Below are 14,808 nucleotides of genomic sequence, written 5' to 3' on the forward strand. Positions count from 1 at the left end.
GATCGGCGGAAGTTCCCTCCGGGCAGGCAGACGGCGCAACCGAAGGGCTACAGAAAGTGGTACAAAGAAAGAAGCGACACGACCCCCCGGGTGTCGAGCCTCAACCCGGTGGGCACTACTATCGGTAACCGCCGGTGGCACGAGCCCCGGTTCCAACTGATCGACCACGACAGGAGTGGGCACTCCGATGTCCGACTATGCGAAGGCGCTCGGTGCTCGGCTGCGCGCGATACGCACCCAGCAGGGGCTCTCGCTTCATGGCGTCGAAGAGAAGTCGCACGGTCGGTGGAAAGCCGTCGTCGTCGGTTCCTATGAACGTGGGGACCGCGCCGTCACCGTGCAGCGTCTCTCGGAGCTCGCGGAGTTCTACGGCGTTCCGGTCGGGGAGCTTCTTCCCGAAGGTTCCACCGTCGCGCCGCTAGAGCAGTCTCCGCGGATCGTCCTCGACCTCGAGCGCCTTTCCCAGGTGCCCAAGGAGCAGGGCGGACCGCTCGCGCGGTACGCGGCAACCATTCAGAGCCAGCGCGGCGACTACAACGGCCGGGTTCTCTCCATCCGCTACGAGGACCTGCGTTCCCTCGCGGTGATCTACGACACCTCTCCCAGCAAGCTCACCGAGCAGCTCGTCTCGTGGGGCGTGCTGTCCCCCGAGCAGGCCGCGGACGCAACCGCCTCCGACGTCTGAAGTCGAGTCTGACCGCGACACCGGTGCTTCACCGGCAGCGCATCAACCAGCACCACCCGCCAGATCAGCAAGTCCAGCGGTGCAGCACCATCAGCAGTCTCGTCCGTGGCACTAGCAACTTCATCTCGAGGTAATCGCGGGTCGGCATTCGGGGTCTTCGGCCGGCCGGACGCACGTGGCACACAAGGCAGCCGGGGGTACCCCGGTACGTCGCACTCGGGGCGACGTACCGGGCACGCCGATCGCGGCAGGCAGCGCGACCCGGTCAGTCAGGACTCCTGGCCCGGTCCCGCATCCGGCCCCGGCGGAGCCGGCCGACCCGCCACCGAGACCTCCTCCACCGCTGGGACCGCCGATTCGGCCGTCGCCGACGCTGCCCCGGCGTCGACCAGACTGCCGAGCAGGCCGTTGACGAACGACGGTGACCGGTCGGTGGAGAGGTTCTTCGCCAGTTCCACCGCCTCGTCGATGACGACCCGCGGCGGCACGTCTGGCCGCCACAGCAGCTCCAACACCGCGATCCGCAGAATGTTGCGATCGACCGGGGGCATGCGCTCCATCGTCCAGCCCTCGGCGTGCCGGCCGATCCAGTCGTTGATCTCCCGCCAATGTTCGACGACGCCCCTGACCAGCCCCTCGGCGTACTCCGAGACGGGTGGGTCGGCCTGGGCGCGCCGAGCGGTGAGGATCTCCAGGACGCCGACGCCGCGGACATCCGCCTCGAACAGGATGTCCAGAGCGCGCTTGCGGGCCTTGGACCTGGCGCTCAGCTCGTCACCCGGCCAAGATAACGGCCGTCGCGGGTGTCGACCTTGACCTTCTCGCCGGTCGTGATGAACAGCGGCACGTTGATCGTCGCGCCCGTTTCCAGGGTCGCGGGCTTCGTGCCGCCGGTCGAGCGGTCGCCCTGCACACCCGGGTCGGTCTGGGCGATGGTGAGCTCGACGCTGGCGGGCAGCTCCACGTAGAGCGGGGCGCTGCCGTGCAGCGCGACGGTGGCGACGGTGTTCTCCAGCATGTAGTCGGCGGTCGTGCCGACGACGTCCGGCGGGATCGGGATCTGGTCGTAGGACTCGCTGTCCATGAAGACGAACTCGGCGCCGTCCCGGTATAGGTAGGTCATCTCACGCCGGTCCACGGTCGCGACCTCGACCTTGATACCGGCGTTGAAGGTGCGGTCGACGACCTTCCCGGTGAGCACGTTCTTCAGGGTCGTGCGGACGAACGCCCCGCCCTTACCCGGCTTGACGTGCTGGAAGCCGACGACGTTCCACAACACCCCGTCGATGTCGAGCGTCATGCCGTTCTTCAGGTCGTTGCTGGTCGCCACTGCGCGCCTTCTCCGTTCGGTTACGTGCCTGCACGGCGGATCATCGTCGTGCGCAAGCCTAGAGTCATCGGGCCGCACGCGCCGCGGCGACCCTCACCGGCCCTGACCGCTCGCCCGGGACCGGTGCCGGTCCCCGTGCGGCGGCGATCAGCCAGGCCGCGGACAAGTCTACCGAGCCCGGCGCCCACGACGTCCCGCGGCGGTGCGGCGGTGCGGTCAGGGTGCGTCGGGCAGCGACAGGCCGTCGGGAGCGACCGCCGTGAACGCGGCGATCAGCAGGCCGGCATTCGGATTGTCGAGGATGACGGTCTCGCCCTGGGCGGCGAGGCCGATGAAGCGCAGCCGCCGACCGCGGGACTTCTTGTCCACGCGCATCGTGTCGAGCAGCGCCGGCCACCGGTCACCGCGGTAGGCCACCGGCAGGCCGGTGCGGGTCAGCAGGTCGCGATGCCGGTCGGCGATGGCGTCGTCGAGGCCGGCGACGAGCCGGGACAGTTCCGCCGCGAACACCATGCCCACCGAGATCGCCGCGCCGTGCCGCCAGCTGAAGTTCTCGACCTTCTCGATCGCGTGGCCAAGGGTGTGGCCGTAGTTGAGGATCTCCCGGCGGCCGGCCTCGCGGGGGTCGCCGGAGACGACGTCGGCCTTGACTCGAATGGACCGTTCGATCAGCTCGGGCAGGTGCGCGGCGCCCGTGGGGTCGGCGTCGAGCAGGTCGAGGATGGTGGCATCGGCGATGAACCCGGTCTTGACCACCTCGGCGAGCCCGGCGCGGACCTCCACGGCCGGCAGCGTGGACAGCGCGGCGAGGTCGCACAGCACCGTCAGCGGCTGGTGGAACGCTCCGACGAGGTTCTTGCCCGCGTCGATGTCGATGCCGGTCTTACCGCCGACGGCCGCGTCGACCATCCCGAGCACGGTGGTCGGCACCTGCACGATGTCCACTCCGCGCAGCCAGCTCGCGGCGACGAACCCGGCCAGGTCGGTCACGGTGCCGCCGCCGAGACCAATGATCACGTCGTCGCGGGTGAAGCCGATCCGGCCGAGGACGTCCCAGCAGAAGCCGGCGATCCGCAGCTGCTTGGCCTCTTCGCCGTCGGGCACCTCGATCGCGTGCGCCTCGACCCCCGCACTCGCCCGCAGGTCCGCGACGACGGCGTCCGCGGTGGCCCGCAGCGCCGCCGGATGGATCACCGCGGCGCGGGTCCGCCCGGCGACCGTCTCCGCGAGATCGCCGAGCAGCCCCTCACCGAGCACCACGTCGTAGGCCCGCTCGCCGCCGGGATGGACCGGAATCCGCACGACGTTGGACACCTTCGCCTGCACACTCACCGTGGAATCCTCACTGCGCCGAATTCGTGACGGCCGACGACGCCGGCAGCGCGGGTAGCTCCGCCAGGGCGGCGGCGACCAGATCGGCGACCTCCTCCGGCTCGCGGCCGGCGGTGTCGACGATGACCGCCGCCACCTCCGCGTACAGCGACTGGCGGGCCTTGAGTAGGGCGGCGAACCGGGCGCGCGGCCCCTCGACGAGCAGCGGCCGATCGCGCGCGAGGCCGACGCGGCGCACCGCGTCGGACACGCCGACCTCCAAGTAGACAACCCGGTGACCGGCGAGCAGCGCCCTGGTGGCGGCGTCGAGCACCGCCCCGCCGCCCAGGGCGACGATCCCGCGGTGCTCGGCGAGCGCGGCGGCCACCGCCCGCGACTCCGCGGCCCGGAAGTACTCCTCGCCGAACTCGACGAAGATGTCGGCGACGCTGCGGCCGAGCTCCGTCTCCACGTCCGCGTCGGTGTCACGGAACTCGACACCCCACCGCTGCGCGAGCCGGGTTCCCACCGTCGTCTTGCCCGCGCCGGGCGCGCCGACCAGGACCGCACCCGGCCCGGCCGGCACCGCCTTCCCAACCATGATCCTGTTACCTCGTCTGCAGTTCTCGCATCAGCGAATCACCAGGGACTTCAGGTATCCCTCGCAGTTGCGCCGAGTCTCCTCCACGGAGTCGCCGCCGAACTTCTCCAGGGCCGCGTCGGCGAGCACGAGCGCGACCATCGCCTCGGTGACGACGCCCGCGGCAGGCACCGCGCACACATCCGACCGCTGGTTGATCGCGACCGCGGCCTCGCCGGTGGTCACGTCCACGGTGGACAGCCGCCGGGTAAGTGAGGAGATCGGCTTCATCGCCACGCGGACCCGCAGGGGCTCGCCGGTGGTCATGCCGCCCTCGATGCCGCCGGCCCGGTCGGTGGCGCGCCGCACGCGCCGGCCCGCGCCGCCGACCGGCTCGATCTCGTCGTGCGCCACCGAGCCACGCCGCCGCGCGGTGGTGAACCCGTCGCCGAACTCCACGCCCTTGATCGCCTGGATGCCCATGAGCTCCCCGGCAAGGCGCGCGTCGAGGCGGCGGTCGCCGTGCACGTAGCTGCCGAGACCCGGCGGGCAGCCGTAGGCCAGCACCTCGACGATGCCCCCGAGGGTGTCGGAGTCGGCCTGGGCCGCGTCGATCTCGGCGACCATCCGCACGCTGGTCGCCTGATCGGCGCAGCGGACCGGGTCGGCGTCGACCGCCGCAAGCGAGGTGGGCGCGGGCAGGCCCGGCGGAACCTCGGCCGCGCCGATCGCGACGACGTGGGACACGATCTCGATGCCGTACGCCTGGCGCAGCAGCGCCTTGGCCGCGGTGCCGAGCGCGACTCTCGCGGCCGTCTCACGGGCACTGGCCCGCTCCAGCACCGGGCGCGCGTCGTCGAAGCCGTACTTCTGCATGCCGGCGAGGTCGGCGTGGCCGGGCCGGGGCCGGGTGAGCGGGGCGTTGCGGCCCAGGCCCGCGAGCGCGGCCGGGTCGACCGGGTCGGGCGACATAACCCGTTCCCACTTCGGCCACTCGCTGTTACGGATGACAACACTGATCGGACCGCCGAGCGAGACGCCGTGGCGCAGGCCGCCGAGCAGCTCGACCACGTCGCGCTCGAAGCTCATCCGCGCCCCACGGCCGTGCCCGAGGCGCCGACGGGTGAGCTCCGCGGCGATGTCGTCACTGGTCACGCGAATACCCGCCGGCAGCCCCTCGACCGTGGCCACCAGGGCGGGACCGTGCGACTCCCCGGCAGTCAACCAACGCACCATGCCATCTAGTCTTTCACGAGTACCCGATGTTGCACCTCGCACCGGGAGCATGCTCACGTCGGCCGCCACCGAGGCCGACCTGTGCTGACACTCCCGGCCCCCCGCGGCGGGCCGAACCACCAGCCGCCGGTCAACCGCCCCCGACCAGGACGGCGAACAGGGCTCCGGCCAGCAGGAACGGCCCATACGCGAGGTGGTCGTGCCAGCCGACCCGGCGGGCGGCGAGCAACGCGAGCGCCCCCACCCCGCCGAGGACCATTCCGGCGAACATCCCGAACACCACACTCGGCCAGCTCAGCCAGCCCAGCGCCCCGCCGAGCAGACCGACGAGCTTGAGGTCGCCCCGGCCGAGGCCGGAGCCCGGCAGCCGGTGCAGCGTCAGGAAGACCAACCAGCAGGCGGCGCCGGCGAGCACGGCCCGCAGCAGGCGGCCCGGCGCGTCGTCGACCAGCGCGGCGGCCCCGAACAACGCGACCAGCGCCGGGTAGGCCGGCAGCACCAGATGGTCGGGCAGCCGGTGCACCCGCACATCAATCGCAGCCAGCCACACTCCAACCACACTGAGGTACAGATAGGCCGGTAACCAGCCAGGATGGCGGTACAGGGCGATGGTCACCGCGGCCACCACCGCCGCCGTCCCGATCCCCAGGGCCGCCGCCCCGGGGGCGGCGCGGCGCGGCTCGCCGCCGTCGGGCGGGGGCACCCCGGCCACGACCCGGTGCCCGACCGGCACCCCGATCACGAGCGCCACCAGCGCGATCAGCACGCTGAGCCCGATCTCGCCCACCGCTAGGCCTGTCTTCCGAACATCACCCGCCGGCCAGGCCGACACGGTTGGGGTCGGAGCCGACGGCGACATGCGCACTCGTGCGTTCATCGAGGGCGGCCTGGCCGGCGGCCAGGAGAACCCCGGCGGGAACGCGACGGCCGGTGAAGTGCTCGACCTGCCCGACGGCCTGCGCGGCAAGGATCTCCAGGCCGCTGACGACGCGAGCGCCGGCTCGATATGCGGCGGCGGCGAGCGCGGTCGGCCACGGGTGGTAGAGCAGCTCGACGAGCTGGCTGGACCCCGGCCAGCGGCGGGTCGCGAGGGGGTCGGTCGTGCCGGCCGGGGTGGTGGCGATGACGAGATCCGGTCCGGGGGGCAGACCGGTGGCCAGCAGCTCCCAGGGCAGCGCCGTCACTTCGATGCCGAGGCGGGCGCCGATCCGGGCCACCTCCGCGATCGCCTCGGGACGGCGGGCGACCACGGCGACGTGCGGGCAGCCGGCGGCGGCAACGGCGGCGACGGCGGCGCGGGCGGTGCCGCCGGCGCCGAGGATGAGCGGCTGTCCGGGTACCGCACCGCGCATGACCCGGCGCAGGGCGACGCCGATGCCCACGATGTCGGTGTTGTAGCCGTGCAGCCGGCCGGCCTCGCCGACGACGACGGTGTTGACCGCTCCGATCGCCGCGGCCGTCGGGTCAACCTCGTCGAGCAGGTCCAGGGCGACCGTCTTGAGCGGCATGGTCAGGGACAGACCGACCCAGCCCGGGTCGGACCGGACCCGGTCCAGCATCGCCGGCAGGTCGGGCGTGTCGCAGTGGATGGCCGTGTAGGTGACGGCGAGGCCGAGCTTCGCGTACGCGGCCGCGTGCAGCACGGGCGAGAGCGAATGGTCCACCGGGGCGCCGAGCACCGCGGCGCGGGCCGGATGCGCGGGCGTCGCCGCGGCGGCGACGGTCGCCGGCCGCTGCGGCTCCGGCCGCGCACCCACGCCGCCCAGTTGGGTCTCCCGCACCACGTGGCCTCCCACCGGGTCCAAGGGGCTGCCGTCTACTCCTTGCCACCCTCGGCGAGGTAGTGCGCCCGCAGCGCGGCCCACTCCTCGCTGGTCGCGGCGAAGCGCGTCACCTTGCTCTGGGGCATGGACACGAAATACAACCATGACCCGTCGGCAGGTTCCAGGGCGGATTTCAGCGCCCAGATCCCCGGGTTGGAGATCGCACCCGGCGGCAGACCGGCCACCGCCCGCGTGTTGTACGGGTTGGCCTTGTTGAGCTGGTCCCTTGTCAGCGGGCCTTCGTACTCGTCCTCGGCGTAGCGGGTGGTGGAGTCCATGTCGAGGCGGCGGAAGCGCCCGGTGGTGTCGTGCAGCCGGTTGTAGATCACGCGGGCGACCTGCGGCCCCTCGCTGGCGTTCGCGACCTCCTTCTCGACTATCGAGGCGATGGTCACGATCTCGGCCGGCTTGACCCCGATCGCGGCGGCCTTGGTCTCCAGGCCGATCGACGCCGTCTCCTTCTTGAAGCGGGTGACGAAGGAGGTCAACAACTGGACCGGAGTGGACCCGGGGTCCAGGTCGTAGGTCGACGGGAACAGGTAGCCCTCCAGGGTCGGCGCGTAGGACGGCACGCCGAGCTGGGCGGGGGAACGGGCAATCGCCTCCAGCTCGCTCAACGGCGTGCCGAGCCGCTCGTGCAGGCCCTGGAGCACCTGGCGGACGGTCATGCCCTCCTTGATGACGAACTTGAACGGCGCGGAGGACGCCGGATCGAGCAATGCGGCGAGGGCCGCCTCGGCGCTCATCCGGCTGCGCAGCCGGTAGGTGCCCGGCTGGATGCCCAGCGACTTGGGGTTGGCGGACGCGGCCTTGGCGAACGCCGAGACGGACGCGGTCACGTCCGCGTCCTGCAGCTCCACGGCTATCTGGCGGGCGGTGGCGCCGTCGGGAACCTGGACCACCGCGATGCCCTCGCCCATGCCGGGGTAGTCGGCGCTGGTGGAGCCGCCGCCGGAGACCCGGCCGATGACCTTGCCGATTCCGAAGATGCCGACGCCGACCAGGACGGCGACGAGGAGGAGGACGGCGATCAGCTTCGGCAGCGCCCGGCCGCGGCGTTCCTCGCCGTCGCCGTCGTCGTCCCAGCCGTCGTCCCAGTCCTCGGCGTCGTCCCGCGGCTCGTGGCCGCCGGCGCCGCGGTGGTCCCGCCGACGGTCGCCGACGCGCCGGTCACCGCGGGAGTCGACCCTGGGGTCGCGGGCGTGCGGGTCGTCGGCGTACCCCTCGGGGGGATATCCGTCCTCGTGATACCCATCCTCGGGATACCCGTCGGGATGCCGGCCGTCGGGGCCCCGATCGGCCTGGCGGCGGTCGACGGCTCGGCGGTCGGCGTGTCCAGAGGAGCGGCGGCCACGGCGATAGGGATCCTCGCCGAGCATCTCGTCGAGGTTGCCGCCCGTCACCTCGAGTCCCGGGGGAAGGCCTCCGTGGACCCGGGCACGCCGGGCATGCCGCCACGCCGACGGCGGCTGTCCAGGTCGTGCTGCAGGATCTGCACGGCTGCCTCCTGATCCACGAGACTGCGGCGGGCGCGGGAACGAACGCCACGCTCGGCCATTCTGCGATGAGCCGCAACCGTGGTGAGCCGCTCGTCCACAAACCGCACGGGGACAGGGGCGACCCGCTCGGCGAGTACCTCGACGTACCGCCGGACCACCCGGACCGCCTGGCCCTCCTGCCCGGACATTTGCCTGGGCAGGCCCACCACGACCTCTACAGCCTGCCTGTCACGGACGATCTGGACAAGCTGCTCGATGTCCGCATTATGGCGCTTGTCCCTGGCGAGGGTCGTGACGGGCACCGCGAGGACCCCGCCGGGGTCGCTGGCCGCGACCCCGACCCGCACGGAGCCGACATCGACTCCGATGCGCACCCCCGGCCGGATGTCCGGCTCCTGCCCGCAACCACCCACCGGACCGCTCACCGGGTCCGCCGGCCGTTCACCGGGCGGCGAGGTCGGCCACCAGCCCACGCAGCTTCGCGAAGACGGCCGGGACCATCTCGGGGTTCCCGCCGCCGCCCTGGGCGATGTCGGGCTTGCCGCCGCCCTTGCCGCCCAGACTCGCCCAGGAACTGCGGACCAGGTCGCCGGCGCGCAGCCCCGCCGACCGAGCGCCGGAGTCGGTCACCACGACGATCGACAAGCCGTCCGCGGTGACCACGGCGACGACCGCCGGCCGCCCGGCGAGGCGCCCGCGCACGTCCATCGCCAGCAGCCGCACGTCGTCGGGCGCGGTGCCGGCGGGCACCTCCGCGGTGACGACGGCGACGCCGCCGACGTCCTCGGCGCCGTCGGCGAGCGCCCCAGCGCCGGCGAGCACCGCGGCGGCCCGCAGCCGGTCCAGCTCCCGCTCGGCGTCGCGCAGCCGGCCGACGATGTCGGTGACGCGGTCGGCCAGCTCGTCAGGGCGGGCCTTGAGCGCGGTGGACAACTGGGAGACCAGCAGGTGCTCCCGGGCGAGGTAGCGGAACGCGTCGATGCCGACGAGCCCCTCCACCCGACGGGTCCCGGCGGAGATCGACGACTCCGACAGCAGCTTGACCGCGCCGAGCTGGGCGGAGCTGGCGACGTGCGTACCACCGCACAGCTCGCGGGCGTAGTCGCCGACGTCGACGACGCGCACGGCGTCACCGTACTTCTCCCCGAACAGCGCCATCGCGCCGAGCCGGCGGGCCTCCGCCTGCGTCGTGACGAACGCGTGGACCGGCAGGTCCCGCAGGGCGACCTCGTTGATCTCGTCCTCGACGTCGGCGAGGACCGACGGCGCGACGGCGCCGAGGGCGTGGAAGTCGAAACGCAGCCGGCCCGGGGAGTTCAGCGACCCGGCCTGGGTCGCCCCCTCCCCCAGCGCCCGGCGGAACGCGGCATGCACGAGATGGGTGGCGGTGTGTGAACGGGAGACCGCCCGGCGGCGACCCTCGTCGACCTCGGCCCGCACCCGGTCGCCCAGGTGCAGCTCCCCGGAGCGCACCCGCACCCGGTGCAGGACCAGCTCCGGCACGGGCCGCTGCACGTCGAGGACCTCGACCTCGCCACCGTCGAAGCGCAGCAGGCCGAAATCGGGCTCCTGGCCGCCGCTCTCCGCGTAGAAGGGGGTCGTGTCGAGAACGACTCCGACCTCGTCGCCTTCCCCGATGACCTCGAGCCCGGCGCCGTCGGCGATACCGACGAGACCGACGACGCCGGACTCGCGGGTCAGCTCCTCGTAGCCGGTGAACGTCGTCGGGCCGGAGCGGGCCAGGATCGGGCGGAACGCGGACAGGTCGACGTTGCCGATGCGCCGCGAGGCCCGATCGGCCTTCGCGGTCTGGCGCTGGCGCTCCATCAGCCGGCGGAACCCGGCCTCGTCGATCGACAGGCCCGCCTCGGCGGCCATCTCCAGTGTCAGGTCGATCGGGAAACCGTAGGTGTCGTGCAGCTTGAACGCCTCGTCGCCGCCGAGGGTCGCCGAGCCGGCCGAGCGGACCTGCCGCACCGCGGTGTCAAAGATCGTGGTGCCGGTGCGCAGCGTCTCGGCGAACGACGCCTCCTCCGCGACGGCCACCCCGGTGATCGTCTCGGCGTTGTCGACGAGCTCCGGGTAGATCGGGCCCATCGCGGCGCCGACGACACCGAACAGCTCGGCCATGACCGGCTCGCGAGCGCCGAGCAGCCGGGCATCGCGCACCGCGCGGCGCAGCAGGCGGCGCAACACGTAGCCGCGGCCCTCGTTGGAGGGCATGACGCCGTCGGCGATGAGCATCGCCGCGGTGCGGGTGTGATCAGCCACGACGCGCAGCCGCACGTCGTCGGCCGGGTCGGCGCCGTAGCGCCGGCCGGTCAGCCGGCCGGCGGCGTCGAGCACCGGACGAGAGATGTCGATCTCATAGAGGTTGTCGACGCCCTGCAGGATCGTCGCCATCCGCTCCAGGCCCATGCCCGTGTCGATGTTGCGGGCGGGCAGCTCGCGCAGGATCGGATAGTCGTACCCGGCGCCCTCGCCCCGCTCGAACTGCATGAACACGAGGTTCCAGACCTCGAGGTAACGCTCCTCGTCGGCGATCGGCCCGCCCTCGCGCCCGTACGCCGAGCCCCGGTCGAAGTAGATCTCGCTACACGGCCCGCACGGACCGGGCACGCCCATCGACCAGAAGTTGTCCTCCTTGCCGCGGCGCTGGATGCGCTCGGCGGGCAGCAGGTCCAGCCAGATCCGCTCGGCCTCGTCATCGTCGAGGTAGACCGTGGCCCACAGGTCGTCCGGCTTGAACCCGAACCCGTCGACGAGCAGCTCGAAGGCGAACGGGATCGCCTCCACCTTGAAATAGTCGCCGAAGGAGAAGTTGCCGCACATCTGGAAGAACGACGCGTGCCGGGCGGTGCGGCCGACGTTTTCGATGTCGACGGTGCGCACGCACTTCTGCACGCTGGTGGCCCGCGGCCACGGCGTCGCCAGGTCCCCGAGGAAGTAGGGCTTGAACGGCACCATCCCGGCGTTGACCAGCAGCAGCGTCGGGTCCTGAGTAACCAGCGAAGCGCTTGGAACGACGGTGTGCCCACGCTGGGCGAAGTGGTTGAGAAAGCGGCTACGGATCTCGGCCGTGTCCATCGAGTTCACATCGTCCAGACTCATGGGAGGAGGGGCGTCATCCTGGGGTGGGCGGCGCTGCTGCTGCCACCGCCCGTGCGGCCGCCGCGCCGTCAGGGCCGGCGGGCACCCGGGACCAACCGCATGGTGCGCTCGGCGTCGTCGAGGTTGTCCGGGTAGCCGGCCGCACCAGCCGCACCCGGCCCGGCGACACCGGCATCGGCCCCCGCGGGCCGCCCGGAGGACTCGAAAGGATCATCGTCCGGGTCGCGGTCGAGGCCGAGAGCAACACGGATCTCCTCCTCCCGCTCCGCCGCCGCCTCACGCACATCCGCGAGGAACTCCTGTACCGACTGTACGAGAGATCCGGCCAGGCTCGTCGGAGTAAGCGCCGCTGCGGCCTTCGCCGCCCGACGCACCACGACGACGCCGGCCGCGGCGCCGAAGGCCAGATAGAAGATCCTGGACATCTAGTGGCCTCCCCGGCGACCCTCGGTCGCCCCGGCGACCGAGGGCAGGCCGGCGTCGTCGGCGCCCGTGTGCCGGGCCGCCTTATCTGCCTTGCCTGCCTTGTCCGCTTTCATCTGCGACTTCACTCGCGACTCGACCTCGGACCGGGTGCGCTTGGCCGCGGCCTGGCGTACGCCGTAGCTGAGAGCGGCCACCCGCACCATCGGACCGCCGAGCGTCGCGGCGAACAGCGACGTCAGCGAGGAGACGTTCGTCGTGATCGACTGCACGTTCGCCGTGATCGCGTCGACCCGGTCCAGCTCCTTGTTCACATGGGCGAGTGCCACGTTGACCTCGTCGACCGTCGCTCCGGCCTGCCTGACCCGGGCGGTTCCCTCGTCAATGGCGGCACCGGTCTGGCGCACGCGCGCCGCCGCCTCGTCGAAGATCTTGCCGAGTTTGAGCAGGACGAAACAGCCGAAGAGGGCGAGCACTGCGAACGCGCCCGACGCGATCAGGCCCGCGACCGCTCCACCGGACATATGTGCTCCTGCCTCCATCGTCGATTGGGCCGGTCCCACCCCACCCGATCCGGCACGCCGTGCCACGCCGCGGGCGCCACCCCGGTGACGCCCTCATGTGACCTTACCGAGGCAGCCACGGGGGTCATGGGTAACCCCCGTTCCCCCGGCCGGGGGCACAGACCCTTGGCCAGGACGTATCTCGGGCGGCACAACGGTGGTTGCGAGGCCGGCGCTCAGCCGACCGGTCCCGGCGGCGCCGTGCCAGGCCCGGTGGCGGACTCGGCGTGGGGCCCGGTGGGGGGCGTACCACGGACGATGGTTCGCAGCTCGCGCAGGCGTTCGGTGGCCCGGCGTTCGAAGCCGTTGCCGCCGGGCAGGTAGTAGTCCGTGCCGGTCAGCCAGTCGGGCGGGTACTGCTGACGCACGACGCCACCTGGGGCGTCGTGCGGGTAGCGGTACCCGACCCCGCTGCCGGCCCGGGTGGCCCCCTGATAGTGGGCGTCGCGCAGGTGCGCCGGCACCGGCCCGGCCCGGCCGGCACGCACATCGGCGGTGGCAGCCTCGATCGCCCGGATCACCGCGTTCGACTTCGGCGCGAGGGCGAGGTGGATGACCGCCTGAGCGAGCGCCAGCCGCGCCTCCGGCAGCCCGACCAGGTCGAGCGCCTGCCCGGCGGCGACCGCGACGCCCAGCGCCCCGGGATCGGCCATGCCCACGTCCTCGCTGGCCAGAATGATCATGCGGCGGGCGATGAACCGAGGATCCTCGCCGGCCTCCAGCATCCGGGCGAGGTAGTGCAGCGCAGCGTCGGCGTCGCCGCCGCGCATCGACTTGATGAACGCGCTGATCACGTCATAGTGCTGGTCACCGGACCGGTCGTAGCGCACGGCCGCTCGGTTGACGGCCTGCTCGAGCACGTCCACGTCGAGCCGCGCCACCGCCCGACCGCGCCCGCCCCCGTCCGCCTCCTCGGTCGCGGCGAGGTCGGCGAGGAATGCCTCGGCGCCCGCTTCCAGGACGGTCAACGCGCGGCGGGCGTCCCCGCCGGCGAGCCGAACCACGTGCGCACGGGCCTCGTCGGTCAGCGCCAACCGGCCGGCGTACCCGCGCGGGTCGGACAGGGCCCGGTCGAGCACGCCGCGGATGTCGTCGTCGGTGAGCGGTTCGAGGGTGAGCAGCAGTGACCGGGACAGCAACGGGCCGACGACGGAGAAGAACGGGTTCTCGGTGGTGGCCGCGACCAGGGTGACCCAGCCGAGCTCCACCGAAGGAAGCAGGGCGTCCTGCTGGGTGCGGGTGAAGCGGTGGACCTCGTCGATGAACAGCACGGTCCGCGCCCCGGCGGCCGAGCGGGCGGACCGGGCCTCGTCGATGACGGCGCGGACGTCCTTCACCCCTGCCGTCACGGCGGACAACTCCCGGTACCGCCGGCCGGTGGCGCGGGAGACGATGTGGGCCAGGGTGGTCTTCCCCGTCCCGGGCGGCCCCCAGAGGATCGCCGAGGTCGTCCCGCCGCCCTCGACCAGCCGGCGCAGGGGGCTGCCCGCGCCGAGCAGGTGGCGCTGGCCGACGACCTCGTCCAGGTGCCGCGGCCGCAACCGCGCCGCGAGTGGGGCCGGGCCGGCGACCTCGGCGCTGCGCGCATCCACCGCCGGCGGTGCGGCGTCCTCGCCGAACAGGTCCGCGGTATCGAACAGGCTCACCGCTTCACCGTACGACCGCGACCGGCTCCAGCACGCGCCCGAACCGGATGAGGCGCTCAGCCGGAGCGGGTCTGCGACTCCGAGGTGGGTGGGCGGCTCCAGACGGGGACCGGCGGGGCGGGCCGGCGGTGGCGGCTGCTCTCGCGGGCCACCGTGAACGAACCGGACTCGGTGACGCCGCCCATGGCCGCGAAGATGACCACCGCCAGCACCGAGAAGGCGATCACTCAGACGATCGGGGCGAGGGAGAACGGGTCGGTGCCCGTCACCTCCTCCTCGCCGGCCCCGGCCTGAACCTGGGTGGCGGCCATCGCCGTGTAGTGCATACCGCTGACCGCCGCCGCCATGATCAGGGAGGCGGCAACCACGTGCCGGCCGGTGCGTACCCGGAACGCGATCCACAGCGCCGCGAGTGCCGCGGCCACCGCGATGAGCACGGACAGCACGACGATTCCGCACCGGTAGGTCACGGTCCCACCGACGTGCATCGCGGCCATGCCGGTGTAATGCATCGCGGCAATCCCCAGGCCGGAGACCACGCCACTGAGCCTTTCCCGGTAACGTTTCGTCGCTTTGCGTGACATCAATGTGGTGTTGGTGT

The 14,808-nt window shown here is 72.4% G+C and carries 16 protein-coding genes; 1 reads left to right on the forward strand and 15 read right to left on the reverse strand.

Annotated elements, in window-relative coordinates:
* The first annotated feature begins 187 nt into the window (after positions 1–187).
* Complete coding sequence (bldD, locus tag G6R25_RS04645) at positions 188–685, forward strand: transcriptional regulator BldD (protein WP_163551995.1); 498 nt, start codon at positions 188–190, stop codon at positions 683–685.
* Between the two features lie 269 nt (positions 686–954).
* On the opposite strand, the gene nusB is transcribed toward bldD, so the two are convergent.
* From nusB to G6R25_RS04715, 15 genes are all read right to left on the reverse strand, one after another.
* Positions 955–1,455: a transcription antitermination factor NusB gene (nusB, locus tag G6R25_RS04650; RefSeq protein ID WP_163552003.1), complete on the reverse strand. Its 501-nt coding sequence runs from the start codon at positions 1,453–1,455 to the stop codon at positions 955–957.
* Entirely contained in the window at positions 1,452–2,015 is a 564-nt protein-coding gene (gene efp, locus G6R25_RS04655; RefSeq protein WP_163551996.1) for an elongation factor P, read from the reverse strand. The genes nusB and efp overlap by 4 nt, the downstream gene beginning before the upstream one ends.
* A 216-nt stretch (positions 2,016–2,231) precedes the next feature.
* On the reverse strand, positions 2,232–3,347 hold the full coding sequence (aroB, locus tag G6R25_RS04660; RefSeq protein WP_163551997.1) for a 3-dehydroquinate synthase: 1,116 nt from the start codon (positions 3,345–3,347) through the stop codon (positions 2,232–2,234).
* 10 nt (positions 3,348–3,357) lie between these two features.
* Positions 3,358–3,927: a shikimate kinase gene (locus tag G6R25_RS04665; RefSeq protein ID WP_163551998.1), complete on the reverse strand. Its 570-nt coding sequence runs from the start codon at positions 3,925–3,927 to the stop codon at positions 3,358–3,360.
* 30 nt (positions 3,928–3,957) lie between these two features.
* Positions 3,958–5,142 (reverse strand): chorismate synthase, encoded by a 1,185-nt coding sequence (gene aroC, locus G6R25_RS04670; protein WP_163551999.1) that lies wholly within the window; start codon positions 5,140–5,142, stop codon positions 3,958–3,960.
* Positions 5,143–5,272: 130 nt separating this feature from the next.
* Positions 5,273–5,929 carry a prepilin peptidase gene (locus G6R25_RS04675; protein ID WP_235947419.1) on the reverse strand — a complete coding sequence of 219 codons (657 nt, stop codon included), beginning with the start codon at positions 5,927–5,929 and terminating at the stop codon, positions 5,273–5,275.
* 22 nt (positions 5,930–5,951) lie between these two features.
* The gene (locus G6R25_RS04680; RefSeq protein ID WP_268904091.1) at positions 5,952–6,926 is read right to left on the reverse strand and encodes a shikimate dehydrogenase; all 975 of its coding nucleotides are present in this window, start codon (positions 6,924–6,926) and stop codon (positions 5,952–5,954) included.
* A gap of 32 nt (positions 6,927–6,958) precedes the next feature.
* Complete coding sequence (gene mltG / locus G6R25_RS04685) at positions 6,959–8,368, reverse strand: endolytic transglycosylase MltG (protein WP_235947423.1); 1,410 nt, start codon at positions 8,366–8,368, stop codon at positions 6,959–6,961.
* Complete coding sequence (gene ruvX / locus G6R25_RS04690) at positions 8,365–8,889, reverse strand: Holliday junction resolvase RuvX (RefSeq protein ID WP_136448835.1); 525 nt, start codon at positions 8,887–8,889, stop codon at positions 8,365–8,367. The genes mltG and ruvX overlap by 4 nt, the downstream gene beginning before the upstream one ends.
* A 16-nt stretch (positions 8,890–8,905) precedes the next feature.
* Complete coding sequence (gene alaS, locus G6R25_RS04695; protein ID WP_163552006.1) at positions 8,906–11,551, reverse strand: alanine--tRNA ligase; 2,646 nt, start codon at positions 11,549–11,551, stop codon at positions 8,906–8,908.
* A gap of 92 nt (positions 11,552–11,643) precedes the next feature.
* Positions 11,644–12,000, reverse strand: a complete 357-nt coding sequence (locus tag G6R25_RS04700; protein ID WP_136448242.1) for a hypothetical protein — start codon at positions 11,998–12,000, stop codon at positions 11,644–11,646.
* Complete coding sequence (locus G6R25_RS04705; protein ID WP_163552001.1) at positions 12,001–12,522, reverse strand: DUF948 domain-containing protein; 522 nt, start codon at positions 12,520–12,522, stop codon at positions 12,001–12,003.
* A gap of 215 nt (positions 12,523–12,737) precedes the next feature.
* Positions 12,738–14,207 carry a replication-associated recombination protein A gene (locus G6R25_RS04710; RefSeq protein WP_268904092.1) on the reverse strand — a complete coding sequence of 490 codons (1,470 nt, stop codon included), beginning with the start codon at positions 14,205–14,207 and terminating at the stop codon, positions 12,738–12,740.
* 56 nt (positions 14,208–14,263) lie between these two features.
* Positions 14,264–14,434, reverse strand: coding sequence for a hypothetical protein (locus tag G6R25_RS26210; RefSeq protein WP_235947426.1), 171 nt, complete (start codon positions 14,432–14,434; stop codon positions 14,264–14,266).
* Positions 14,435–14,808: MHYT domain-containing protein (locus tag G6R25_RS04715; protein WP_272871447.1), on the reverse strand; the 374-nt coding region annotated here is incomplete at its 5' end.

It is taken from the genome of Candidatus Frankia alpina (genome assembly GCF_902806485.1).
GTDB lineage: Bacteria > Actinomycetota > Actinomycetes > Frankiales > Frankiaceae > Frankia > Frankia alpina.